The organism is Phenylobacterium sp., assembly GCF_030681155.1.
In the GTDB taxonomy this organism is placed as follows: Bacteria; Pseudomonadota; Alphaproteobacteria; order Caulobacterales; family Caulobacteraceae; genus Phenylobacterium.
In genome coordinates, this window is the sequence record NZ_JAUXXE010000056.1 from 72,939 (window position 1) to 97,993 (window position 25,055).

21 protein-coding genes are annotated in these 25,055 nt (G+C 65.3%); 5 read left to right on the top strand and 16 right to left on the bottom strand.

Annotated elements, in window-relative coordinates:
- The first annotated feature begins 273 nt into the window (after positions 1-273).
- Positions 274-438 (top strand): hypothetical protein, encoded by a 165-nt coding sequence (locus Q8M13_RS14530; protein ID WP_305300699.1) that lies wholly within the window; start codon positions 274-276, stop codon positions 436-438.
- 110 nt (positions 439-548) lie between these two features.
- On the opposite strand, the gene Q8M13_RS14535 is transcribed toward Q8M13_RS14530, so the two are convergent.
- Positions 549-2,699 carry a malate synthase G gene (locus tag Q8M13_RS14535; RefSeq protein ID WP_305300700.1) on the bottom strand — a complete coding sequence of 717 codons (2,151 nt, stop codon included), beginning with the start codon at positions 2,697-2,699 and terminating at the stop codon, positions 549-551.
- A 150-nt stretch (positions 2,700-2,849) separates the two neighbouring features.
- A complete protein-coding gene (locus Q8M13_RS14540; protein WP_305300701.1) occupies positions 2,850-4,268 on the bottom strand; it encodes a short-chain fatty acyl-CoA regulator family protein in 1,419 nt (472 codons plus the stop codon).
- 163 nt (positions 4,269-4,431) lie between these two features.
- Between Q8M13_RS14540 and Q8M13_RS14545 the strand changes: the two genes are divergently transcribed.
- Positions 4,432-6,024 carry an isocitrate lyase gene (locus tag Q8M13_RS14545; protein ID WP_305300702.1) on the top strand — a complete coding sequence of 531 codons (1,593 nt, stop codon included), beginning with the start codon at positions 4,432-4,434 and terminating at the stop codon, positions 6,022-6,024.
- Between the two features lie 97 nt (positions 6,025-6,121).
- On the opposite strand, the gene Q8M13_RS14550 is transcribed toward Q8M13_RS14545, so the two are convergent.
- The 13 genes from Q8M13_RS14550 to Q8M13_RS14605 form a co-directional block, all read right to left on the bottom strand.
- Complete coding sequence (locus Q8M13_RS14550; RefSeq protein ID WP_305300703.1) at positions 6,122-6,430, bottom strand: DUF4387 domain-containing protein; 309 nt, start codon at positions 6,428-6,430, stop codon at positions 6,122-6,124.
- On the bottom strand, positions 6,423-7,823 hold the full coding sequence (locus Q8M13_RS14555; RefSeq protein ID WP_305300704.1) for an acyclic terpene utilization AtuA family protein: 1,401 nt from the start codon (positions 7,821-7,823) through the stop codon (positions 6,423-6,425). Before Q8M13_RS14555 ends, Q8M13_RS14550 begins: the two co-directional genes overlap by 8 nt.
- 67 nt (positions 7,824-7,890) lie before the next feature.
- The gene (locus tag Q8M13_RS14560) at positions 7,891-8,619 is read right to left on the bottom strand and encodes a hypothetical protein (protein WP_305300705.1); all 729 of its coding nucleotides are present in this window, start codon (positions 8,617-8,619) and stop codon (positions 7,891-7,893) included.
- A 58-nt stretch (positions 8,620-8,677) separates the two neighbouring features.
- Positions 8,678-9,367 carry a response regulator gene (locus Q8M13_RS14565; RefSeq protein WP_305300707.1) on the bottom strand — a complete coding sequence of 230 codons (690 nt, stop codon included), beginning with the start codon at positions 9,365-9,367 and terminating at the stop codon, positions 8,678-8,680.
- Positions 9,364-12,045: a sensor histidine kinase KdpD gene (locus Q8M13_RS14570; protein WP_305300708.1), complete on the bottom strand. Its 2,682-nt coding sequence runs from the start codon at positions 12,043-12,045 to the stop codon at positions 9,364-9,366. Before Q8M13_RS14570 ends, Q8M13_RS14565 begins: the two co-directional genes overlap by 4 nt.
- Positions 12,042-12,632 carry a potassium-transporting ATPase subunit KdpC gene (gene kdpC / locus Q8M13_RS14575; RefSeq protein ID WP_305300709.1) on the bottom strand — a complete coding sequence of 197 codons (591 nt, stop codon included), beginning with the start codon at positions 12,630-12,632 and terminating at the stop codon, positions 12,042-12,044. Before kdpC ends, Q8M13_RS14570 begins: the two co-directional genes overlap by 4 nt.
- A gap of 12 nt (positions 12,633-12,644) precedes the next feature.
- Positions 12,645-13,346 (bottom strand): TorF family putative porin, encoded by a 702-nt coding sequence (locus tag Q8M13_RS14580; RefSeq protein ID WP_305300710.1) that lies wholly within the window; start codon positions 13,344-13,346, stop codon positions 12,645-12,647.
- Positions 13,347-13,480: 134 nt separating this feature from the next.
- Complete coding sequence (gene kdpB, locus Q8M13_RS14585; RefSeq protein ID WP_305300712.1) at positions 13,481-15,550, bottom strand: potassium-transporting ATPase subunit KdpB; 2,070 nt, start codon at positions 15,548-15,550, stop codon at positions 13,481-13,483.
- Positions 15,551-15,569: 19 nt separating this feature from the next.
- Entirely contained in the window at positions 15,570-17,279 is a 1,710-nt protein-coding gene (gene kdpA, locus Q8M13_RS14590; RefSeq protein WP_305300713.1) for a potassium-transporting ATPase subunit KdpA, read from the bottom strand.
- A 12-nt stretch (positions 17,280-17,291) separates the two neighbouring features.
- A complete protein-coding gene (locus Q8M13_RS21060; protein WP_156406174.1) occupies positions 17,292-17,378 on the bottom strand; it encodes a potassium-transporting ATPase subunit F in 87 nt (28 codons plus the stop codon).
- Between the two features lie 200 nt (positions 17,379-17,578).
- The gene (locus tag Q8M13_RS14595) at positions 17,579-18,760 is read right to left on the bottom strand and encodes an aspartyl/asparaginyl beta-hydroxylase domain-containing protein (RefSeq protein ID WP_305300714.1); all 1,182 of its coding nucleotides are present in this window, start codon (positions 18,758-18,760) and stop codon (positions 17,579-17,581) included.
- Positions 18,761-18,847: 87 nt separating this feature from the next.
- Positions 18,848-19,828: a DUF2955 domain-containing protein gene (locus tag Q8M13_RS14600; RefSeq protein WP_305300715.1), complete on the bottom strand. Its 981-nt coding sequence runs from the start codon at positions 19,826-19,828 to the stop codon at positions 18,848-18,850.
- Between the two features lie 58 nt (positions 19,829-19,886).
- Complete coding sequence (locus Q8M13_RS14605) at positions 19,887-20,894, bottom strand: HlyD family secretion protein (protein ID WP_305300716.1); 1,008 nt, start codon at positions 20,892-20,894, stop codon at positions 19,887-19,889.
- Between the two features lie 508 nt (positions 20,895-21,402).
- Here Q8M13_RS14605 and Q8M13_RS14610 point away from each other — a divergent pair.
- Positions 21,403-22,269 (top strand): hypothetical protein, encoded by an 867-nt coding sequence (locus tag Q8M13_RS14610; protein ID WP_305300717.1) that lies wholly within the window; start codon positions 21,403-21,405, stop codon positions 22,267-22,269.
- Here Q8M13_RS14610 and Q8M13_RS14615 read toward each other — a convergent pair.
- Positions 22,263-22,925 (bottom strand): Crp/Fnr family transcriptional regulator, encoded by a 663-nt coding sequence (locus tag Q8M13_RS14615; RefSeq protein ID WP_305300719.1) that lies wholly within the window; start codon positions 22,923-22,925, stop codon positions 22,263-22,265. The genes Q8M13_RS14610 and Q8M13_RS14615 overlap by 7 nt on opposite strands.
- A 107-nt stretch (positions 22,926-23,032) precedes the next feature.
- Between Q8M13_RS14615 and Q8M13_RS14620 the strand changes: the two genes are divergently transcribed.
- Together Q8M13_RS14620 and Q8M13_RS14625 are read left to right on the top strand one after the other, a co-directional pair.
- The gene (locus Q8M13_RS14620) at positions 23,033-23,812 is read left to right on the top strand and encodes a class II aldolase/adducin family protein (RefSeq protein WP_370870074.1); all 780 of its coding nucleotides are present in this window, start codon (positions 23,033-23,035) and stop codon (positions 23,810-23,812) included.
- A gap of 44 nt (positions 23,813-23,856) precedes the next feature.
- Positions 23,857-25,017: an alpha-hydroxy-acid oxidizing protein gene (locus Q8M13_RS14625; protein WP_305300722.1), complete on the top strand. Its 1,161-nt coding sequence runs from the start codon at positions 23,857-23,859 to the stop codon at positions 25,015-25,017.
- Positions 25,018-25,055 lie beyond the last annotated feature (38 nt).

A 25,055-nucleotide genomic window follows, 5' to 3' on the forward strand; every position in this document is an offset into this window, starting at 1 on the left:
GGCTCGCCTACCGCGACGCAGCGTTCGAAAGGATGGTAGGACCGGTTCGGACCGTCAGCCAATACATTTCTTGACCAAAATGACGCCTCGGCTTGCATCTTGGTGACTGATGGACGCCTCAGGCGCGTCGATCGAGATCTGTTCGCCTTGGAGCCGAGCTCGCTCAACATGGCGTGATCCGAGGCCCCGGGCGCCTCTTTGTTCCTTCCTGGAGCCCCGTTCTGCGTTAAGCTTTACCTAACAGTTTCAGATCCCTGCCATGGAGGTGTTTCGATGCCGAACCAGATGTTCGAAGTAGCGTCGCCTTTCGAAGAGATCGATCTCGCCGACGGCGAGGGACTGGCTGACGACGCCTTGGATGCGCAGTCGTTGGAGATCAATGCGCGTCGGGCGCTGGTCGAGAACGCTGAAAGCCTGAGGCTCGCGCGTTCGCTCTAGGGCTACCGCCACAGCCGAAGCTAGCTCGGGCGCTGCTCGTCACCCCGAGGCATTTTTCATCTACTGCTCGACAAGATGGGGCGCGCGTTGATCGCGCGCCCCGCTTGGCTTTAGCCAGCAGCTAGTTCGGCCTTACGCTCACGGCGGCGGCGCTGGAGGATGTGCTCGGTGTAGCCGTTCGGCTGCACGCGACCCTCAAAGACCAGTTCCAGCGCCGCCTGGTAGGCGATACTGGCGGCGGGATTGACCGCCATGGCCTGATACAGCGGATCGTTCGCATTCTGGCCATCGACGATCTTGGCCATGCGGCCGAAGGTCTCGCGGACCTGCTCCTCGGTGCAGATCCCGTGGTGCAGCCAGTTGGCGATGTGCTGGCTGGAGATCCGCAGGGTCGCGCGGTCTTCCATCAGACCAACATCGTGGATGTCCGGAACCTTGGAGCAGCCGACGCCCTGGTCGATCCAGCGGACCACGTAGCCGAGGATGCCCTGGGCGTTGTTATCGAGCTCTTCCTGGATGTCGGCGGCGTTCCAGTTCGAATGCGCGAGCGGCGGCGTGAGTAGGTCGTTGAGGCCGGTGACGCCGCCCGCACCCATGGACGCCTGAAGCGCTGGCACATCGACCTCGTGGTAGTGCAGCGCGTGGAGAACGGCGGCGGTGGGCGAGGGGACCCAGGCGGTGTTGGCGCCGGCCTTGGGGTGGCCGATCTTGGCGGTCATCATCGCCTGCATCATGTCGGGGGCGGCCCACATGCCCTTGCCGATCTGGGCGCGGCCGGGGAAGCCAGCGGCGAGCCCGATTTCGACGTTGCGCTTCTCATAGGCCGGCAGCCAGGGCTCGGCCTTGATGGCGTCCTTGCGGACGATGGGGCCAGCTTCCATCGCCGTATGGATTTCGTCGCCGGTGCGGTCGAGGAAGCCGGTATTGATGAACACGATGCGGTTGCGCGCCGCATGGATACAGGCCGCCAGATTGGCGCTCGTGCGGCGCTCTTCGTCCATCACGCCCAGCTTGACCGTGTTGCGCTCAAGGCCCAGAGCGTCCTCGACTAGGTCGAAGAGTCGGACCGCGAGCGCGACCTCGTCGGGACCGTGCATTTTCGGCTTCACCACGTAGATGGAGCCGGCAGGGCTGTTGCGCCGGGCGCCCTTCAGGTCGTGCAGCGCGGCGGTCACGGTGATCAGCGCATCGACGACAGTCTCGAACACCGGCTCGCCATTGTAGCGCACGGCGTCAGTGAGCATGTGGTGGCCGACATTGCGCACCAGCATCAGGCTGCGACCCCGCAGGACCAGGTCGCCGCCGCCCGCGGCGGTGTAGCGGCGATCCTCGTCAAGGCGACGGGTTTCGGTGCGGCCTCCCTTGGCGAAGCTGGCCGACAGGTCGCCGCGCATCAGGCCCAGCCAGTTGCGATAGACGCCGGCCTTGTCCTCGGCGTCGACGGTCGCGACCGAGTCTTCGCAGTCCTGGATGGCGGTGAGCGCGGCCTCGACCAGTACGTCGGAGACGCCGGCGGCGTCGTCCTTACCGATCGAATGCTGACGGTCGATCTGGATCTCAAGATGCAGGCCGTTGTGGCGCAGCAGGACGCCGTCCGGGGCTTCGGCGCTACCGCGCCAGCCGACGAATTGAGCCGGCGCCGCCAGCGTCGCGTCCTGGCCATTGCTCAGGCGAACGACAAGCGCGCCGTTCGTCACGACATAGGACGTGGCGTCCACGTGCGAGCCGCCGGAAAGCGGGGCGGCGCGATCCAGAAAGGCGCGAGCAAATGCGATAACCTTGCCGCCGCGTTCGGTGTCATAGCCCTTGGCGGCGATCACCGGAGCCAAGGCATCGGTGCCGTAGAGCGCGTCATAGAGGCTGCCCCAACGAGCGTTGGCGGCGTTCAAAGCAAACCGCCCGTTCGAAACTGGCACGACGAGTTGAGGGCCGGCGATCTTTGCGATCTCCGGATCAACGTTGTCGGTCGTAATCTGGAAGGCTTCGGGTTCGGGCAGCAGATAACCGATCTCGCGAAGGAAAGCGGTCTCCTCAGCGACGTCCAACGGACGCCCGCGGCGATCGCGCCACCACGCGTCAATCTTGACCTGCAAGGCGTCACGGTGCGCCAGCAGCTCTTTGTTGCGCGGCGTGAAGTCGGCCAGGATCTGCTCAAGCGCGGCCCAGAATGCCGCGGGCGCTACGCCGGTTTCGGGCAGCAGCTCGCCTTCGACAAAGGCGTGCAGGATGTCGTCGACCGAGAGGGCGTTGCTGATGTCCATTTGCGTACTGGGCTCTCAATAAATGCGTCCTACAGTCCGCCGCATCGGCGACGAACCAATCTTGCAGGGCGCTTTACTGCACGGAAGCGCGTCGCTTTGAAGCCCCTAATCGGTGTTAGGCGAGTTTCGGCCTTCAGGTCCGGGAGGGGGTCAGCTGTCCGAAAAGCCGAAGGGCGCGCTCGTGCGGCGGATGTCGTCTGAGAGGATTTGGCGGCCTATGGGCGGCGCTGATCTGGCCGTGCATTCGGTCCGGTGGCAGAGGCGGCAGGTGACCCCGATGGGGGTGGCGGTGTCGGGTCCGAACCCTGGTCGATCCTGGGTGTAGATCAGGCGGTGGGCGTGCTCTGCCGCGCAGCCAAGGGCGATGGCGCGCTCCACCTTTGGCGCGCCGTAGGCCCCGCCGCCGGCCGTCACTGTGCGGGCGATAGAGAAGAACCGTTGGCCGTCCGGCAGCTCCAGCCACTGGGTGACGATCTCGCGCGGGGTCTTGAACGCCTGATGCACCGACCAGAGCGGGCAGCCGCCGCCATGGCGGGCGAAGGGGAATCCGGCGCCGTCCAGCCGCTTGGACACGTTTCCTGCCGGATCCACCCGGATGAAGAAGAACGGCACCCGTTCCTGGCCGGGTTTCTGCAGCGTCGTCAGTCGGTGGGCGGTCTGCTCGAAGCTGGCGCTGAACTGACGTCCCAGGGCCTCGACGTCGTAGCGCCGCGCTTCGGCCGCCTTGGCGAATGCGGTGTAGGGCATCAGCAGCGCCGCGGCGGCGTAGCTAGCCAGGGCCCGGCGGGTCAGTCGCTCGCCGCTTTCCGTGACGAAGGCGCCTTCGTTGGCGACCGCGTCGATGTCGTCGCGCATTTCCAGATAGGCCAGTTGGAGCGCGAGCTGGAAGAGCTGGCTGGCGGTGTCCAGCCCATCGTCGAGGAGGATTTCCTTGCGGTGCCGGTCAAGCCTGCGGATGGAACCGACCATGACGCTGGAGGGGAGGCGGCGGACCCGCAGATTGTGCCGGGCCTTCAGGTAGCCGACGATGTTGTCATGGTTGCTGACGGCCTGGGCCAGCCGTTCGGCGGCGTCGTCCAGGGTTGGAAAGCTGTTGCGGCGAGCCGCGAGGAACCGCCGCGACTCGGCGACGGGATCCGGCGCGTCCGAGCCGCGCCCGCCGGTGGCCAGCGCCTCAGCCCCGCGGTCGGCCAGCGCCAGCTGCTCTTCCTGGTAGGCCGTGTAGAGGCGCAGCAAAGCCTCGGTGATCCCCGGGAAGTTCGTCGTGACGTCGGCGGTTTCCAGCGCCGGCAGGTCGATGTCGGTGAACATCGGGTCCTTCAGCACCCCCTGGAGGCGGGCCGCGTCGTCCGAGCCGCCGTCGCCGGCGAGGGCGGCCATGTCCATCTTGTAGGTCTGGGACAGGCGGAGCAGCATCTCGGCGCTGAGTGGTCGGTGATTGCGTTCCAGCAGGGCGATATAGGAGGCGGAGACATCAAGGTCGGCGGCCATATCGGCCTGGGTCAGGCCATGATCGCGACGAAGGCGCCTGAGGCTCGGCCCGACATAAAGGCGGCGTTCCGGCAGCATTTCTAGACTCCGCTGTGTGTAGAGTCCTTACATCACTACAAGGGACGTCTGTAAAGTTTGACATCTGCACCTCGCGCGGACTCCACAGGCCGAGGATGGCGCTGTACGTCGCCAGCCAAGTACCGGGTCCTCAGTTTCCCCCGGCTGATCGCGGAAGAGGCACATGTCGTATCAAGACCACATCATTCAGATGAGCCAGCTCATTGAGAGCAAGAAGGGCCCTTGGAGCGGCATCGACGCCGAGTCCGTGGCTCGTATGCGTCTCCAGAACCGTTTCAAGACCGGTCTGGAAATCGCCCGCTACACCGCCGACATCATGCGCAAGGACATGGACGCCTACGACGCGGACTCGTCCAAGTACACCCAGTCGCTGGGCTGCTGGCACGGCTTCATCGGCCAACAAAAGCTGATCTCGATCAAGAAGCACTTCGGCACCACCGACCGTCGCTACCTCTACCTGTCGGGTTGGATGGTGGCCGCTCTGCGTTCGGAATTCGGCCCGCTGCCGGACCAGTCGATGCACGAGAAGACCTCCGTGCCGGCTCTGATCGAAGAACTGTACACCTTCCTGCGTCAGGCTGACGCCCGTGAACTGGGCGGCATGTTCCGCGAGATCGACGCCGCCCGCGAAGCCGGCGACAAGGCCAAGGAAGCCAAGCTGCTCGAAGCGGTCGACAACTATCAGACCCACGTCGTTCCGGTCATCGCCGACATCGACGCCGGTTTCGGCAACGCCGAAGCGACCTACCTGCTGGCCAAGAAGATGATCGAAGCCGGCGCCTGCGCCCTGCAGATCGAAAACCAAGTGTCCGACGAAAAGCAGTGCGGCCACCAGGACGGTAAGGTCACCGTTCCGCACGACGACTTCCTCGCCAAGGTGCGCGCCTGCCGCTACGCCTTCCTCGAGCTGGGCGTTGAGAACGGCATCATCGTCACCCGCACCGACTCGCTGGGCGCTGGCCTGACTAAGCAGATCGCTGTCAGCCACACCCCGGGCGACCTCGGCGACCAATACAACAGCTTCCTCGACTGCGAAGAAATCTCGCCCGCCGACCTGAGCAACGGCGACGTGATCATCAACCGCAATGGCAAGCTGCTGCGTCCGAAGCGTCTGCCGTCGAACCTCTTCCAGTTCCGTGAAGGCACCGGCGAAGACCGCTGCGTCCTCGACAGCATCACCTCGCTGCAAAACGGCGCCGACCTGCTGTGGATCGAAACCGAGAAGCCCCACGTCGAGCAGATCGCCGGCATGATGGATCGCGTTCGCGAAGTGATCCCCAACGCCAAGCTGGTCTACAACAACTCGCCGTCCTTCAACTGGACCCTGAACTTCCGCCAGCAGGTGTTCGACGCCTACAAGGCGGCGGGCAAGGATGTCTCGGCCTATGACCGCGACAAGCTGATGAGCGTTGACTACGACGGCACCGATCTGGCCGACGAAGCCGACGAACGCATCCGCACCTTCCAAGCTGACGGCGCCAAGCGCGCTGGCATCTTCCACCACCTGATCACGCTGCCGACCTACCACACGGCCGCGCTGTCGACCGACAACCTGGCGAAGGAATACTTCGGTTCGCAAGGCATGCTCGGCTACGTGAAGGGCGTCCAACGTAAGGAAATCCGCGAAGGCATCGCCTGCGTGAAGCACCAGAACATGTCGGGCTCGGACATGGGTGACGATCACAAGGAATACTTCGCCGGCGAAGCGGCCCTGAAGGCCGGCGGCGCGCACAACACGATGAACCAGTTCGCCTAACCCGAACTAGCCATCGACTAGAACGACAAAGCGGCCTGGGGTTCACACCCCAGGCCGCTTCTTTTTGCGTCAGGTTGGAGGCTGGAAGGGCGGAGGGTCAGGCCAGCACGATGTCGAGCATGGGAACGAACTGTTGGCCGCTGTGCATGTCGCGCTCCAGCACTCCGCCCTGCGGTTGGCTGCGGGGGATCGAGATCTTGACCACGTTCAGCGTGTCGACCTTGAAGCGCCGCACGGCCTGGGTCTCGACCCCGTAGAGGCGTCCGATGGCGGCCGCTGAAATGGCCGGATCGTCGCTGTATCTCTGGTAGGCGTCCTGCCCGTCGAAAAAGAGGTCGATCGTTACCCAGAACGGCCCGGCGTTCTTGGAGCGGACGTAGCGGCAGACGTCGTTCAACTTAGGCATCGGCCGAAACTCCCTCTTTGCTGCGTACGTTCACCCAGCGCGTCCGCATCAACTCGAACGGCGTCGCCACTTCGACAACGTGGTTGAGGTGGAACTCGAAAACCTGCCCACGCTCAATTTCCGCAGGGGAGAATGGGAAGGCGTAGCTCGGCAGTTCCTTTCCCTCGCGGACGGGGAAGTGGAAGAACATGGGGTTGCAGATCTTCGCGATCTCGGTGGCGAGCGCTTGAGTGGCGGCGGTGGCGACAAACAGGAGGCCGATCTCACGGGGAGGCGTGGAGCCCTCCGGCGGGGTTCGGCCGGAGACGGCGTTCCAGCCATAGGGGCGCAGCGAGATGTCGGCGCCTTCCGCCTGGGCACCCAGCGTCCGCTCGACCTTGCGCTTCAGGGCGTGCGACATCCGAGCCAGGAAGCCGTCGATGTCTTCCAGCACGGCGGGATCTTCGATCCCCACCAGCATGATGGTCTGGAACGGGCCACCCCCGGCGCCTTCCAACTTCATCGTGTAGGGGGCCGGGGCCCAGCGCGAGCCGGTGACCCGCACGCTGCGCTCGTCAATCGCGACGTACTGCGCGTCGGTGACATCCAGAACTCCGCCGGGCTCCACAAGGCGGAAGGGGTCGCTGTTCTCATACAGCATATGGGCAGAGACGGTCTGCGGCGTGCAGCGATTGGCTCGCGACAGCGGAGCGATCGCAAAGCCCTCCCGATCGACGCTCATGACCACGCCGGGGCTGGTGGGGGTGACCGTGCATAGGCCTCCACACTCGGCGATCTTGGCTGCGTGCCAGGCGGCGCCGGGGTGCTCTCCGCGCAGCAAGGCGACCGCGGCAAGCACCGCCGTATCGGTCGTGCGGCCACCGAGGACGATATCGGCCCCTTGCTCGACGGCGGCCATATACGGTTCGGGGCCCAGCAACGCGACGATATGCGTGCAGCCGTCGATGGAGTCTTCGCTCAGCTCGCCCATCGGAGCGAGGGGGCGAACCGCTCCGGCGGCGGCCTTTGATTTCAGGAGAGCCTTGTCCTGCTCGGAATAGAGCACGGCTATGCGGGGTGTCGAACCGTGCTCTAGCGCGAGCTCAAGGACGATCTCCAAGGTCCAGTCGAGCGCCATGTCGCACCCGGATGTGCCGCAAGACCCGACCAACAACGGAATGCCGGCCTTTTCACGGGCCGCCATCAGCAAGCCGAGGTCACGCTTGACCGCCTGGCGGCTGTATTTCGACTTGCCGCTGGCCAGATAGGCAGGGCCGCTGTCGGTGGAACCGGCGTCCAGGGCGATAGCGTGCGGGGCCACAGCCAGGCCGGATTCCAATTCGTCGGCGCGGACGCCTGAGCCGAGCGCGCCAGCCGGCACGAGGATGCGGGTCGAGTTGTCGGAATCTGCCATAGGGGAATCGTAGACCCGGGAGGTTGCTCGTTCCACCTCCGAGATCTCTGCGGCCACACGGGGGGCGTTACGGCTTCGGCGGCGGCGCCAGACTGAACTTGCTGCGGTCTGCGGGAATGAAATCGACGCGCTCTACAATGCGCTCTTGGGGGATGGTCAAATCGCCGCCGTAGGACTTCGCCTTGAACGGGACAAGCACCGGCCCGATGCGGCGATAGTCGGATAGCTCGACGGTCACCGATGCGCCGCCGGCGTCGTCGATCACCAAGCCCAACAGCCCGGTGCTCCGATCGAACCAAAGGTCGCGCGGCTTGCCGCCCGCGGGCTGGATTTTCAGGACATCAAAGGAACGACCCTGGCTTTGCCGGACGCCCAGATGAACGCTGCGCAGGTCGAACCGGCTGGGGTAAAAGTAGCCGTAGGCTCCAAAAAACGCGTCGGAGCGGACCCGTCCGACCACCGCCGGATCGACAGAGCCGGTGATGACGCCGTTGGCCAGGATCCGCCATTCCGCCGCGCCGTTGTACCCTTGGACGTGTTTCCCGGCCGCCGTCATGGTCTCTGTACGATCGCCGTAGCGCAAGGGATCGGTCCAACGCTCATAGGGTTCGCCCCCTTTGACGCCGACTTCATGCAGCCCGCGCAGGAGGTTCCAGCCAGAGGCGCCGGACGCTGCGCGCGCGCGATCCAGAACCCGCTGCGCCGCGGGGGAGTTCTGGGCCTGAGCACTGCCGCCAAGGCAGAACGCGGCGGCGACTGACGCCACGAAAAGCTGGCGGGTGGGCGATATCGACATAGGCGGAAACCAAACCGCGAAGGGTGTTCAGAATGCGGCCATCTGGCCGATGGAGAATCTAGCCCAGCCACCGATAGCCGACGCCCGGCTCAGTTACGATCAAGGCCGGTGCGGCGGGGTCAGGTTCGATCTTCTGCCTCAGTTGGGCGACGATGACACGCAGGTATTGGACATCCTCGACATGGGCAGGTCCCCAGACTGCGGTGAGCAGCTGCCTGTGCGTGCAGACCTTGCCGCCACCCTCCACCAACTGAGCCAGCAAGTCGTATTCCTTGGGCGACAGACGGATGGCGACGCCGGCTCGAGTGACCAGCCGCTTGATGAGGTCGATGGTGAGTTCGCCGGCGGTGACGATTGGATCGGCGCCCTTCTGGCGCAGGCGATGGCGCAGCGCCACCCGCAGCCGAGCCAGCAATTCCCCCACGCCGAAAGGCTTCTCAACATAGTCGTCGGCGCCAAGATCCAGGGTGTCGATCTTCTCGGTCTCCTTGTCGCGAGCCGAGAGCACGATGATCGGTCCGTCGTAGAAGGCGCGGGCCCTGGTCAGCGCCTCCTTGCCGTCAAAATCCGGCAGGCCGAGGTCCAGCACTACGGCGTCCGGAGCCTTGCGAGCGATTTCCTTCAGCCCCTCGGCGGCCGTATCGGCACGGACCGGCTCGTAGCCGGCCGCTTCTAGCGCCGGCTGCAGGAACCGGTGGATCTGCGGCTCGTCGTCGATGACGAGAACGCGGGGACGGTTGGCGCTCACAGCATGTGCCCCGGCATGGAGGTCTCTTTGGGCAGGCTGATCAGGATGCGCGTTCCGCGCCCATCGTGGATCGGGCTGGCGGCGGCGATGCGACCACCCATAGCCTCGACAAAGCCCTTGGAGATCGCCAGCCCGAGGCCAGCGCCTTTGCCCCGGTCGGTGGCTTCTTCCATCCGGCGGAACTTCTCGAACACGCGCTCGAGCTCCGGCGTGGGTATCCCGCGGCCTTCGTCTTCAATGGAGATCACGACATTGCCCCGGTCTTCGTAGGCCGCGACTTCGATGGCCGAGCCGTCGGGGCTGTAGGCGATGGCGTTCTCCAGGATGTTCACGAGGGCCTGCTCCAGCAGCGAAGGATCGGCCTTGACCATCGACAGCTCCGCAGGGAAGTCGCGCGCGACGGTGCGCTTGTCCAGCCGCCGTTTCACCCTGTCCACGGCCGCGCGCAGCACGTCGCGGATGTCGACCCAGTCCCGGCGGGTGACCAGCGCGCCGCCCTCCAGACGGGTCATGTCCAGCAAATCGCCGACATAGCGGTTCAGTCGTTCGGCCTCTTCCTGAATGGAGAGCAGCAGATCCCGCTGCACCCGGCTGTCCAGGGATTTGCCGTAGTCGAGCAGGGTGGTGACCGAGCCGAGCACCGTGGACAGGGGGGTGCGCAAGTCATGGCTGACGGAGTTGAGCAGGGCGCCGCGCAGGCGGTCGGTGCGGCGCAGGGCCTCGGCGTCGGCGGCCTGGGCCGCGAATTCGGCGCGTTCCAGAGCCACCGCGCCCTGGTCGAGCAGGGCGCTGACAAAGCGCTCGTTATCTTCGGCGGCTATCGCTTTCAACTCGACGCCGGCCACCCCGGCTCGCGCCTTGACCCCCTGCAACGGTCGGAAGGTCCAGGCGGAGTTGGGTAGGGTGCCGGTGCCGGCGCCTGCCGGTTCGCCCTTTTCCCAGGCCCAGCGGGCGGCGGCCATGTCGCCGGGCGGCAGGATGTCCAAGGGCGGGGAGGCCGCTGTCAGCGCCAGATCGCCGCGTTCGGGCGTCAACACGATCGCGGCTCCATTGCTTGCGGCGGCTAGTTGCTCGGCCAGCGCTTGGGCGGCGGTGTCCTGTTTGGCCGCGGACGACAGCCGGCGGCTGGCGGCGAGCAAGGACGAGATGGCCGACGCGCGTCGAGAGACCGCCCGCGCCTGGTCACGGATGCGGCCGGTCAGCCAACCCGTGGTGAGCGCCACGGCAAAGAAGACTGCAAAGGTCAGCACGTCGGCTGGATGCCCGATGCGCACCGTCAAGCGCGGCTCGAGGAAGAAGAAATTGTAGGCGAAAGCGCAGAGCGTCGCCGCGGTCAGGGCGGGCCAGAGTCCGAACGCCAGCCCGCTGACCAGTACGCTCAGCATGAAGATCATCGCGAGGTTGGCGGTCTCGGCGACCTGGAAGGTCGCGCTGGCGACCAGTGCGGCGACGCTCACCAGCGCGACCGCGCCGGCGTGCCCCGCCCAGGGCCAGGAACTCAATGGCGCGCGCGCACGAGGCGGGGCCGGTGCGTCGGGTTCTGCACCCTCGGTGACGACGTGCAGGGCCGCGCCCTCGGCCTCTTCCAACAGGGCGTGGATCAGCGAGCGGCGGAAGGGGTTGCGACGCGGACGCCCAGATTTGCCGACGACGATCTGGGTGACATTGTTACGCCGCGCATAGTCGAGGACGCTGGCCACGAGGTCGTCGCCAGTCAGCATCACCGGAACGCCGCCCAGTTGTTCAGCCAACTTGAGCGCCTCGTTCAGGCGGGCTTGTCCAACCGCCGGCGCGGGTGGGGCGTTGGGACGTTCGACGTGAGCCACGAACCATGGCGCGTCCATCATCATGTCCGACAGCCGCCGACCGGTCCGGACCAGGGCTCCGGCTGAGGCGTCGGGGCCGAGAAGGACGAGGATGCGTTCTCCAGCCGCCCAGGGGCCCTCGACGCCGGCGCGCTTCATCGCTCCCAGCAGTTGGTCGTCCACGGTCTGGGCCGCCCGCCGCAAGGCGAGTTCACGCAGCGCCGTCAGGTTTTCGGGCTTGAAGAACCGCTCGGCGGCGAGGCGGGCGGTGTCGCCGATATAGACCTTGCCCTCGGCCATCCGCTCGCGGAGTTCGGACGGGGTGATGTCGATGAGCTCGATCTCGTCGGCTCGCGAGAGCGCCGAGTCTGGAACAGTCTCGCGCTGGCGTACGCCGGTGATCTTCCAGACCACCTCCCGCAGGCTCTCCAGGTGCTGGACGTTCAGCGTTGTCCAGACGTCGATACCCGCGGCCAGGATCTCCTCGACGTCCTGCCAGCGCTTGGGGTGGCGTGATCCTGGGACGTTGGAGTGGGCGTATTCATCGACGAGCAGCAGGGCCGGTTTGCGTTCCAGGGCCCCATCAAGGTCGAACTCCAGCAAGGTCCGCTCGCGGTAGTCGATCGGGCGGCGGGCCATGACCTCCAGCCCACGCAGCAGCGACTGCGTCTCGCGGCGGCCGTGGGTTTCGACCACGCCGACAACGACGTCGCCGCCCTCCGCCTTTCGGCGGCGAGCGGCGCGTAGCATTTCGAAGGTCTTGCCCACCCCCGGCGACATGCCGAGGAAGACCTTCAGACGCCCCCGGCCTGGCCTGGCGGTCGCCGCCAGCAAGGCGTCCGGATCGGGGCGGCGGGGTTCGTCCGGGCTCATGCTGCGGGAGGTTGAAGCACGGGATAGCGTGCGTCGAGGTCCAGATTGGTCTCCAGCACGTTCACGCGCGGCTGGCCGAGAACACCGAAGACCCGGCCCTCGACATGGGCTGCGAACAACTCGCGTACGAGGCGTGGATCGACGCCCCGGGCCTTTGCGACACGATCGGCCTGCAGGGCCGCATACTCCGGAGAAATATGCGGGTCGAGACCTGAGCCTGAGGTGGTGACCGCATCGGCGGGGATGACGCCCTGACCGTCCTCGGCCCGGATCGCGACGGCGCTGTCCTTGATCCGCTTGGCGAGATCTTCGTTCAGAGGGCCGAGGTTGGAGCCGGACGAGGCCGAGGCGTCATAGCCATTTGCGCCGGCGGCGGAGGGACGCGGGTGGAGATACTGAGGCTTGGCGAAGTTCTGGCCGATCAGTTCGGAGCCCACCACCTTGCCGTCGACAACGGCGAGACTGCCGTTCGCCTGGTTCGGAAAGGCGCCCTGGGCCACGCCGGTGATCAGCATTGGATAGGCGATCCCAAGCAGAAGGGTGAAGAAGGCCATCGATACGACGGCTGGGCGGATAAGGGAAAGCATGGCGCAAATCTCCTAGAAGACGGCCTTGACGCCGAGGGCGACCCGGCTGCCGTAGAGGTCGCCGAAGCCATGTTCGTCGGTGTCGTGGTAGCGAAGATCGAAGCCGACGACGTCGTTGAGGGCGTAGCTCGCACCCAGGTTCCAGGTCGTGTAGTCGCCGTCATAGTCGACGTTCTGACGGCCGACGGCGCCCGAGATTGAAACCTTCTCGGCGACCGGGACCGAGCCATTGAGCTCGACATAGGTCGCCTGGCCGGTCTCGCCGAAGAAGTCGTCGGAATAGAACACCGCCGCGCCTAGCGTGGCCGGGCCGATTGGCATCGAACCCGCCAGCTTCAGTTCGACAAAGTCCTGCTCAGGGCCGGACGGTTGGTTGATGTAGCCGTAGTAGATGACGCCAAGATCAACTGTGACTGGGCCGACCTGGGGCTTGATCCCCGCATAGAGGTCGAACTCGGCGTCAGTTCCGTTGTTGAAGTCGACGTTCGAAATCCAGGCTCCAGCATAGCCGAGGCTTCCGACTGTGGTGTCGATCCCGGCCGACAGTTGGGGGTTCTCGTCCGTCTGGCTGACGCCGCGCCAGACGTAGTCGGTGGCGGCGCCCACATTGAACGACACGTCGAACATATCGCTCGTTTCCTGCGCCAAGGCCGGCGCGGCGACAAGGGAGGCGGTGGCGAGGACGGCGGCGGTGAGTGCGCGGTACTGGGTCATGAGAAAGGTCCTGGAAGGTTCTTTTTGTGTGTTGGGCGTGACCATGGCGGCGTCCTAGGCGGCGCGGCCCAGGAGGGCGCAGGCGAAGAGCAGGGCGATCAGGCCGCCCGAGATGAGAAGTTCACGCATGACCATCAGGCAAACCCAAGGCCGGAGACGATCATGTCGATCAGCTTGATGCCGATGAACGGGGCGACCAGGCCGCCCAGGCCATAGATCAGCAGGTTACGGGACAGGAGCTTGGCCGCGCCCACCGCCCGGTAGCGCACTCCGCGAAGGGCCAGCGGGATCAGCGCCACAATGATCAGGGCGTTGAAGATCACCGCCGAGAGGATCGCGCTTTCCGGGCTGTGCAGGTTCATGATGTTCAGGGCGCCGAGCGCGGGCAAGGCAGTCACGAACATCGCCGGGATGATGGCGAAATACTTGGCCACGTCGTTGGCGATCGAGAAGGTGGTGAGCGCGCCGCGGGTGATCAGCATCTGCTTGCCGACCTCGACGATCTCGATGACCTTGGTCGGATCGCTGTCCAGATCGACCATGTTGCCGGCCTCCCGGGCGGCCTGGGCGCCGGTCTGCATCGCCACGCCGACATCCGATTGGGCCAGGGCCGGAGCGTCGTTGGCGCCGTCGCCGCACATGGCGACCAGCCGTCCCTTGGCCTGCTCTTCGCGGATCAGGCGCAGCTTGTCCTCCGGCGTGGCCTCGGCGAGGAAGTCATCCACGCCGGCTTCCGAGGCGATGGCCGCGGCGGTCACCGGATTGTCGCCAGTGATCATCACCGTCCGCAGGCCCATCCGGCGCAGGTCAGCGAACCGCTCCTTCACGTTGGGCTTCACGACATCCTTCAGGTGGATGACGCCGACCAGGGCCCCATTCTCGCTGACGGCGAGCGGCGTTCCCCCCGACCGGGCGATGCGATCGACCGCCGCCGACAGATCGGCCGGGATTTGCTCAGGCTTGAGGTCCAGGCTGCGGATCACCGCATCGACCGCGCCCTTTCGCCACGACTGACCGTCCGCATCCAGGCCCGATTGCCGGGTTGTGGCGCTGAACGGGATCAGGGTCGCACCTTCCGGCGCCTCCAGTTCGAAGCCCAGGCCGCGTGCGAGATCGACGATGGAGCGGCCTTCCGGGGTCTCGTCGCCAAGCGAGGCCATCAAGGTCGCGCGCATGGCGACCTCCTGGCGAATGCCGGGCGCGGCGATGACCTCGGTGGCCATGCGGTTGCCGAAGGTGATGGTGCCGGTCTTATCGAGCAGCAGAGTGTCGACATCGCCGGCGGCTTCCACCGCGCGGCCCGAGGTGGCGAGGACGTTGACCTTCAGCAGCCGGTCCATGCCGGCGATCCCAACAGCCGAGAGCAGCCCGCCGATAGTGGTCGGGATAAGGGTGATGAACAGCGCGCCCAGCACCATCGGCGGCAGGATGACGCCCGAATATTTGCCGAGACCGAGCAAAGTGGCGACCGCGATCAGGAAGATCAGGGTCAGCCCGGCCAAAAGCACAGCCAGCGCGATCTCGTTCGGCGTCTTGCGGCGATCGGCGCCTTCGACCATCGCGATCATGCGGTCGAGGAAGGTGTTGCCGGCTTCCGAGGTGATGCGGATCTTCAGCCAGTCGGAGACGACCGTGGTGCCGCCTGTGACAGCGGACCGGTCGCCGCCGCTTTCACGGATCACCGGGGCGCTTTCACCCGTGATGGCGGCCTCGTTGACCGAGGCCACGCCTTCGATGATCTCGCCGTCGGCGGGGATCACGTCACCGGCTTCGACCAGAACGATCTCGCCGACCCCGAGCTTGTGGGCAGGGGTGGGCACAATAGTGCCCGTGACCTGGTCGACGATCAACTTGGCTTTGGTGGTGACCCGCGTGGCGCGCAGCGAGTCGGCGGCGGCCTTGCCCCGGCCCTCGGCGACGCTCTCCGCCAGGTTGGCGAACAGCACCGTGGCCCAGAGCCAGAGCGCGATCTGAATCTCGAAGCCCCAGTTGCGGCCGGCGATGATCTCGGCGACGGCGGAGGCTGAGGCCAGCAGGGCCACCACCCAGGTCGCGAAGATCACCGGGTTGCCGGTCAGCTTGCGCGGGTCGAGTTTCACCACGGCGTCGCGGGCGGCGCGGCCGAGCATGGCCGGCGACAGACTTGTGGCCAGGGTGGACGCCTTGCGGCGGTTTTCGCCTTGCGGAACGTAAGACGCGGTCATTGTCGGATGCCTCGAAGGATCAGCGAGCGGCCAGCGTCGTCAGCACTTGGAAGTGCTCGACGATCGGGCCTAGGGCGAGGGCAGGGAAGAATTGCAGGCCGCCCAGGATTAGGATTACGCCCACTAGCAGGCCGACGAACTGGCCGCTGTTGGTGGGCAGAGTGCCTGCGGACGGAGCGAGCTTGGGCTTGGCGACCAGCGAGCCGGCGATGGCCAGCACGGCGACAATGGGAATAAAGCGCCCCATCAGCATGGCCAGGCCCAGAGTCGTGTTCCACCAGGGCGCGTTGGCGGTCAGTCCCGCGAAGGCCGAGCCGTTGTTCGCTGTGGTCGAGACATAGGCGTAGAGGATCTCAGACAGGCCGTGCGGGCCGTGGTTCAGCAGGCCCTCAAGCGCCGTGGGTAGGATCGCGGCGATGGCTGAGAAGCCTAGCATCGACAGCGGGATGACCAACACCGCCAGCATGGCGAGCTTGATCTCCTTGGCCTCGACCTTCTTGCCCAGGTACTCGGGTGTCCGGCCGACCATCAGTCCCGCGATAAACACCGCCAGCAGGGCCATGATAACCATCACGGCGATCCCAGAGCCGATGCCGCCGGGCAGGATTTCACCCAGCATCATCAGGAACATTGCGATCCCGCCGCCGAGCGGCATGAAGCTGCCGTGCATGCCGTTGACCGAGCCGTTCGAGGCGCCTGTGGTCTGGGCGGCCCAGGCGGCGGTTGCGCTGGCGCCGAAGCGCATCTCCTTGCCTTCCATATTCTGGCTGGCGTCGACGCCGGCCGCGACCAAGGCGGGAGCGGGCTGGGTCTCGGCGAGATAGATCCCCGTCGCCCCGGCCGAAAGCAGGATGGCGGCGGCCATCACCAGGGCGCGAATGTCCTTGCCGGCCAGGGCCGAACGGCCAAAGGCGAAGAAGGCGGCCCAGCCGAGCACGTTGATCGAGACGGCGGTGAGGAAGTTGGTGAGCGGATTGGGGTTTTCGAACGGATGGGCGGAGTTGACGTTGAAAATGCCGCCGCCGTTGATCCCAAGCTGCTTGATGGCCAGTTGGCTGGCGACCGCGAAGAGCGACAGCTTCTGCTCGGCGCCTTCGACCGTGGTCGCCATGGCTGAAGCTTGGAGCGTCTGGGGGACGCCCAGCGCGACCAGCACCAGGGCCAGGACGATGGAGCATGGTAGCAGGACATAGAGGGCGGTCCGCACGAGATCGGCCCAGAAGTTGCCGACGCCCTCACCGCGGTGGGCGACGAAGCCGCGCGCCAGGGCCGCGGCGATGGTCGCGCCAGTCGCGGCGGAAACGAAGTTTTGCACCGTCAGAGCCGCCATCTGGCTGAAGTGCGACATGGTGCTTTCACCGCCGTACGACTGCCAGTTGGTGTTGGTCACGAAGCTCACGGCGGTGTTGAACGCCAGGTGCTCGGACACGCCGGGAAAGCCCTGGCCGTTCAGCGGCAGGACGCCCTGCAGCCGGATGATCGTGTAGACGAGGACGAAGCCGACCGCATTGAAGGCCAGTAGGGCCGCTGCGTAGGAGAACCAGGTCTGGCTCTTCGTCGCATCCACGCCGCAGCCGGCATAGACCAGCCGCTCCACCGGTTTGAACACCGGGTCGAGCCAGGTCCGCTCGCCATTCCAAACTCGGGACATATAGACGCCGAGAGGCCAGCCGAGCCCTAGGGCCACGGCCAGCGTCAGGGCGATCTCCGCCCATCCTTGCCAGGTCATTTCAGTATTCCGTCAGAAGCGGTCAGGGCGCAGCAGCGCCGCAAGCATGTAGACGGCCACGGCGATCGCGCCGGCGGCCCAGAGCAGGTCCACGAACATTGTCAGAGCCGCCGTAGGCCAATGGCGAAGGCCGCGAAGAGCAGGAACGCCCCCGCGCCTAGGCCGAGATAGATGAGGTCCGCCACGGTGATGTCTCCATAGCCTTATGGTCAGGCTTGGAGAGTGGACCCGCGGGGCGTCAGGTTTCGAGACGAGTCCCGAGCGGGCGACATAAGGGAGTTATAAGGACGGCGACGGCCTCAGAGCGTCGCGTCGGCGGCCGCGCCCATTCCATAGGCGTCCACGGCCTGGAGGACGGTGCTGATCATGTCCTGTTCCGCCGCGGTCAATTCGGGACGCCAGATGTCGAAGATCATCACCACCCGCAGCTGGTCGGAATTTCGATTCCACGCCTCGTGCTCGATGCTGTCGTCAAACACGCAGGCGCGGCCTTCGCTCCAGGCTCTAGTCTCCGATCCCACGCGCATGGCGCAGCCATCGGGAACGATGAGCGGCAGGTGGCAGATGTAGCGCGCGTTCATGAACCCGTGGTGCGGCGGGATGTGCGCGCCGGGTCGCAGCAGCGAGAACAGGATCGAAGGCGTACGACCCGGAACGCGGCACAGCGGTGCGTCCTCGAGCGCGGCCATGGTGGCCGGGAACCGCGCGGCGTTCTCGGGGACCGGCGCGCCAGCCTTCCAAAGGTAGAAGGCGCTCCAATCTGGATTGCCCAACATGCCGTGGCCGTCGAAGAACGGCCGGTTCGGATCGGCCTCCACATAGGGCGAGAAGGCGGCGTCCTCTTCGAGCACGCGCATTAGCTCGGTGCGAATGTCGTCGGTGGCCGCCTCCACCTTGTCGAGCCACGGAAACTGCGCGCGGTCGGCGTATTCGATGTTGGGCAGCTCGGGGAAATAGAACGAGGTCGGCTTCTGCAGAAAGAGTTCGCTCTTGCCGAGCATCAGATCCAAGGCGCGGCTCATGCGGCGCGCTTCGGGCTGGGCCAAGGTCGTACCGCCCAGACTATCGAGCAGATGGTCGCCATAGCCGGCCGCGTAGTTCTCCAACATCTGCTGAGCCCGCGCGACTTCGGCGTCGAGGCCTCGGTCCAGGCCCGTCGTCGCTGCGGCGATCTTGACCGCTGTGGAGTAGTAAGCCCCCGCCGCCCGCGCATCGTTCGCCGCGGCGTGGTTATCGGCGACCATGATCAGCACGCGAATATCGCGGGGCTCAAGGCTCAGCGCCTGCTGCAGAGCCGCGAGTTCCTGGACTCGATCGGCCAGGGCGCGATAAGCCATCGCCACGCCGATCCAGACTGTGGAGGGCGCTTGGCCTGCCGCTGTGATCTTGCTGAAAAGGCCCAGGGCTTCGGCCGCCCGGCCCTCGCGCAACGCTCGTGCACCGTCTCTCCAGGCAGCTTGGAGCTCAGAATCGGGCGTCATGGGCTGAACCGTGGTCATGCAACATCAGTGTCGGGCGTGATGTCGAGGTCAAGTACGCGCGCCGTCAAGCATGGCCCGGAGTACCCCCTAGCCAGCCCGCGCACGCAGGCGCAGCCGCGTCACTAGGCTCAAGGCTCCGAGGGTATAGAGGCTGGCCAGGACGATCTTGGCTATTCGAACGGTGAAGAGCTCGTCGGACCCGCCGGGCAAAGGCGTGACCGCAAGGCCCAGGATTAGAAGGAAGGTTCCAAATCCAAGGGCATAGATGGGGGCCGTGGGGCCGCCGCGAACGAAACGGCCCCCGAACCACAGACCGGCAAGGAACACAGTGAGGAGAAACAACAGCAGGTTGTCCGATAGCAGGACGAATTGGTGAGCGAAGACCGCTAGGGCGCCGCCAAGCAGGTTTGCGAGCAGGATCGCGAGGGCCAGGCGACGCCCCGCCGTAAGCTCGATCTCCCGCAGAAGATTCATGGTGATCATGAGGATGACGATATTGTTGATGTCGCCACCGACGACGAATGTCACCAGCAGGGGAAGAAGGACCAACGTGTCGGAAATCGCCACCTGCGAGGCGTGCGCCACGCTGAGGGCGGCTGACACGGGGGCGGCGCCGGGCGGGCTCGATGGCCCTGGAAACAGCGCATGGCTGAGCCACACCGTAATGGTCGCCGCGATGCTGCTCCACAGTAGGAAATCTGAGAAGTCGCGCGCCACGTCACGCGAGATCGTGGAGATCAGCGGCACGCAACAGAAGGCGATTTGGACAAGCAGAACCACGATCGGCGGCGCGCCGCGCCTATGGGCGTAGAAGCTCCAGCACATGACCACGCCGATGGCCGCCAACAGCACACTGGGATTCGCCATGAGCAGGATGGAGGCGCCAAGCGCGACCTTCGTCGCCAGGAAGATCACCAGCGGAATGGTCACGCCTTGCCGAAAGTTCGGGCATGCTGGGCTCGCCGCCAGAATCTGAACCGCCAGCATTGGCGCGAGAAAGCTGAACTCCCAATTTCGAAGCGCGGCGATGGCGAAGGCGAAGGTCGCCGCGAACGCCAGACGCAACACGGCCTTGTCCGCCGGCGCCAGGCTGATCGAACGCCTGAATCTCGGCCAGCCCGTCATCTCAGGTCAGGTAGCTGAGATATGAGACCAGCCCGATCCAGAGCCGCCCGATCACATCGGTCACCGGGTTTTTCCCCGTGAAAACGACGACGTTGGCTTGTGATCCAACCCGTATGCCGCGCGGGCGGTCATCGGGTTCGAAACGGACGCGCACCGCGAACCTCTGGGGCTCGCGAACCCAGCCAGAGTCGTTCCTTATCGTCGGCAGGCCGGTCTGGGAGTCGATTTCCCGACTGTCCACGCCCCAGCCGACGCTCTCCACCCTGCCGCGGTAGACACGTCCTGGCCGGATATCGAGAGCGATGCCTACGGGATCCCCGACTTCGATGTGCTCAAGCGCGTTCTCCTCCATCTCGGATTCGACCCAGATCGCGCTGCTGTCAAAGAACGTCATCACAGGCTGGCCGGCATTCACATACTGGCCGGTGGCTAGCTGACGATTTGTGACGACACCGTTCGAAGGCGCCCGGACGATTGTATCGGCAAGATCACGCCGGGCTTTTCGGAGCGTCGCTTGAGCCTGACGGATTTGTGGATTTCCGGCGCCGCGCGGTCCCAAGTTTTGCTCGGCGCGTTCGACTTCGGCCACCGCCTGACCGACGGCGGCGATCGCGGAGTCGAGCGCAGCTTGGGCTCGATCACCCTGCGACTTGGCTTCGAACCCGCGTCTCACGAGATCAAAGGTGCGCTTGCTCTGTTCCCGGGCATTGGTGAGGTTGGCTTGAGCTTCGGCGAGGTTTGCCTCGCTCGCAGCAAGTCCTGCGGTTGAGGCTCCGACCTCAAGGCCAGCTGTCGCCAATTGGGCCTCGGCCGACTCGACGGCGATCTCGTAGCGCTCTGGATCGAGGGTGAAGAGGGTTTGGCCGGTCCTCGCAGCTTGGTTGTCGGCGACATTGACTGTTTTTACCCGGCCGCTGATGTCGGGCGCGACACGCACGACATAGGCTTGCACGGTTGCCTGGTCGGTGTACGGGGTCAGGCGATCTGCAAATACGCCATAAGCGAACATGCCGACGCCGAGCGCCAGGACGATGAGCGTCACCCGACGGATGGGGCTTTTCGGCGGTGCGGGTTCGCGCTCGCCCTGCGGCTCTTCGGCCGGGTCATCCATTGGCTTAGGGGCTTTCCCCATGACGCGGGGACCTCGCCTTAGGGCTGCTGCATTGGCAGGCGCGCGGTCACGCGGAGGCTGGAACCAAGCTTGGAAGCTGACCCAAGACAGATGTCGGCGATACTGAGTAGCAACGCATCTCTCCACGCTAAAGTGGTTGCCCGGTATGCTGCAGCTTTGAAGACTGATCCTCAATTGTCGGAGCCGTCAATCGGGGCTTTCACTCACTGCGAGCCGCCGGACGAGTGAGGACGGGATTTTTCCACCGTGATCGCTCCAAGTGTTCGCGGCGCAAATTCATGACCGGAGTATTCGATCGTCAGCGCGGTGCGTTTTTTTCGAGTATTCGGGTTATTACCGATATCCCGGGCCGATGATGTGCCGGAGCCTGACCGCGGAGGCTCCGATGGTCTGGAAAACCCTGCACTACTGGTTGAACAACTCCCCGCTGCTGATCTTGGGTGGCGGAATGTTGATCATCATGGCCTTAGCCGTCGCTGGAGGGATCGCCTTCCGCAACTGGAACGATCGTCGGGATCCTTCAGGCGCGCGAAGCGGTGAAGGCGGCCTTGAGGGCTATGTCGTATCAGCCGTCCTTGGTTTGTTAGCCCTGTTGATGGGGTTCACGTTCTCCCTCGCGGTGGACCGGTTCGATGCGCGGCGCGTGTTGGTCCTGGAAGAGGCCAACGCCGTCGGGACGGCCTATTTGCGCGCGCAGCTTCTGGAGGAACCGCATCGCACCCGCATTAGTGAGTTGCTGCTGAACTACACAGACAATCGGATCGCATTGGGCACGGCGCCCCCGGACCGGATCCCCCCACTCCTTGCCGAGAACGACCGGATGCTGACCGACCTCTGGGCGGCGACGGCGTCTGCGTTCGTAACCATCAAGGGCCTGGATTTCTCGAGCACCTTCGTGGACAGCGTGAATAACGTCATCGACCTTGACGCCTCGCGAAAGATGGCGCGCATGGCTCGCGTGCCGACGGAGGTGTTCGTCGTCCTATTCATCTATCTGATCGTGACCGCGGGGGTCCTGGGCTACGTCTTTGTTGGGAACCGGGGGCGGGGGGCGGCAATATTCATGCTTCTTCTGCTGACGCTGTCCCTATTGCTCATTCTCGATATCGATCGGCCCACCAAGGGGGGCATACGCGAGGCGCAGACGGCGATGGAGCAGCTTCGGGCGTCCTTCAAGAATCAGCCGCCGCAGGTGTTTGATCGCTATCTCGCAGCAGATGCGAAAGCCCGAGCGGGATCAGCGCCTCACTGACCAATCGCGCGAAGGGCCTGCGGTTCGCGAACGGCGATCTTGCCGTAGGACAGCGCGATCATCCCGGCGCGCTCAAGACGCTTGAGTTCCTTGTTGATGGTCTGGCGCGAGACCCCGATCATCGCCGCCAAGTCCTCCTGCCGCATTCGCAAGGCGTCCGGCCCGGCCGCACGCGCGGCGGCCCCGAGCACCCGAGCCAAGCGGACCGAGACCGGCTGGGCGATGCTCTGCGCCATAAAGGTCAGCGCGGCGCGTTGTCGCCCGCAGACCAGGACGCCAAGGTCGCGATAGAGGAGGGGATGGCTTTCGGCGACCTGCTCGAAGGCCGCGAGGGGCACATGCAGGAGGCGCGTTGGGCGTACGGCCACTGCATCATGCGGCCTCGGGCCGCCATCGACGACCGATAGCTCCCCGAACCACGAGCCGGGCCCCACGATCATGGCCACCGACTCCAGGCCGATCGCCGGGTATGAAACCAGGCGCACTTCGCCCTCCACGACGCTCCATAGGCCGTCGGGCGGATCGCCCAAGCCGTAGACCCGCGCTCCGGCCAGAACGCTGCTCGGTCGCGCGCGCTCCAGAAGCGCGGATTGGCGCGCGGGATGAAGCGTGGAAAACCACGGAGGAGCGTCCGAGACGGGATGCGGGGCGGTCATGGTCGGTCAGATCGCCGTGGCCGAGCGAGATTGTCAATTAGGCGACAATCTTGTCCATGGGCGCGTGCAACGATCCAGACCTAATCTGGAGACGAGCCATGAATGCGATGAGCGCGATTGCGACGGAGGCCCCGACGATCAGGGAGCTAGTGTCTGAGGAAGAATGGGCGCTGCGCGTGGATCTCGCTGCCGCCTATCGGCTGGTGGCCTACTATGGCTGGGACGACCTGATTTTCACCCATCTGTCGGCCCGTGTCCCCGGCCCCGACCACCACTTCCTGATCAATCCGTACACCCACATGTTCGATGAGATCACCGCCTCGTCGCTGGTGAAGATCGACGTGGAAGGCAATCGCGTCATGGACGCGCGCCAGCCGGTGAACAAGGCTGGCTTTGTGATCCACTCGGCGGTCCACATGGGCCGCGACGATGCTCACGCGGTGCTGCATCTCCATACCCCGCATGGTCAGGCGGTTTCAGCCATGGCCGAAGGTCTGCTGCCTCATACCCAGACGGCGATGATCGCGATGCACGACGTCGCCTATCATGACTTCGAGGGTATCGCGACGGACCTGGACGAACGCGAGCGTCTAGTCGCCGATCTCGGAACCAAGAACGCAATGATCCTGCGCAACCACGGCACTTTGACCGTGGGCGAAAGCGTCCCACAGGCCTTTCTGCACATGTACTATTTGGAGCGCGCCTGCGAGGCGCAGGTGCTGATGCTGAGCGCCGGCCGCGCCGGCCTGCATGAACCGAACGAGGGCGTCGCCGAGAAGGTCGAGACACAGACCGCCGCACCGGGCATGAAGCGATTGGCGGAAGGTCTTGCCTGGCCGGCCCTGCTACGGAAATTGGACCGGATCGATCCCAGCTTCCGCGACTGATCGGCTACAAGGCCCGCGACCCAGGTTCCTTGAAGGAGAGTTTGATGCCCGATTTCGGTTCCTACCAGAACGAGATCTACTTCAAGGGCCTGCAAGGGGTTCGGCCCAACCTGCCCGTGGATTTCAAGACGTTGGAGCAGCGCGCGTCGGCGGCCATGCCGCCCTCCGTTCTCTCCTACGTCCAGGGTGGTTGCGGCGACGAGTTCACCCAGAATCACAATGCCGAGGCGTTCAAGCGCCTGGGCCTGACGCCACGCATGATGGTTGATTGCACCACGCGTGACCTCACGGTCGATCTCTTTGGCTTAAAGCTGCCGAGCCCGATCTTCATGGCCCCGATTGGGGTGATCGGGCTGTGCGCTCAGGACGGTCATGGCGACATCGCCACGGCGCAGGCGGCGGCTGCCACAGGCGTGCCTATGGTGGCGTCGACCCTGACCAATGATCCGATGGAAGACGTCGCCGCGGCGATGGGCGACACGCCAGGTTTCTTCCAGCTCTATACCCCGAAGGACAAGGATCTGGCCGAGAGCCTCGTGCGTCGAGCCGAGGCTGCGGGCTTCAAGGGTATCGTCGTGACCTTGGATACCTGGGTCACCGGCTGGCGGCCGCGCGATCTCAATGACGCCAACTTCCCACAATTGCGCGGCCACGCGCTCGCCAACTACTTCTCTGATCCGCACTTCCGCTCGCTGCTGGCCAAGCCGCCGGAGGAAGATGGCGCGGCGGCGGTCGGGCAGTGGGGGCGGATCTTCGGCAAGCCTTTGACCTGGGCCGACCTTCCCTGGCTGCGCTCACTGACCAAGCTGCCGTTGATCCTGAAGGGCATTTGCCATCCCGACGATGCGCTCCGCGCGATCGATGGCGGAGTCGATGGCATCTATTGCTCCAACCACGGCGGCCGGCAGGCCAATGGCGGATTGGCGGCGATCGACATGCTGAAAGGCGTGGTCGAAGTGTCGGGCAAGACACCGGTGCTCTTCGACTCCGGGGTGCGGTCCGGCAGCGATGTCGTCAAGGCCCTCGCGCTGGGGGCCGCGGCTGTGGGCGTCGGGCGGCCCTATGCCTATGGCATGGCGCTCGGGGGCGCCGATGGCGTCGCCCACGTGCTGAAGAGCATCCTGGCCGAGGCCGATCTACTTATGGCGGTCGATGGCTATCCAACCATCGCGGACCTCCGTGCGGCGGGATTGACACGAACCTGATGACGAAGGGCAGGAGGCCCACTGAGCCAGTGGCGCTG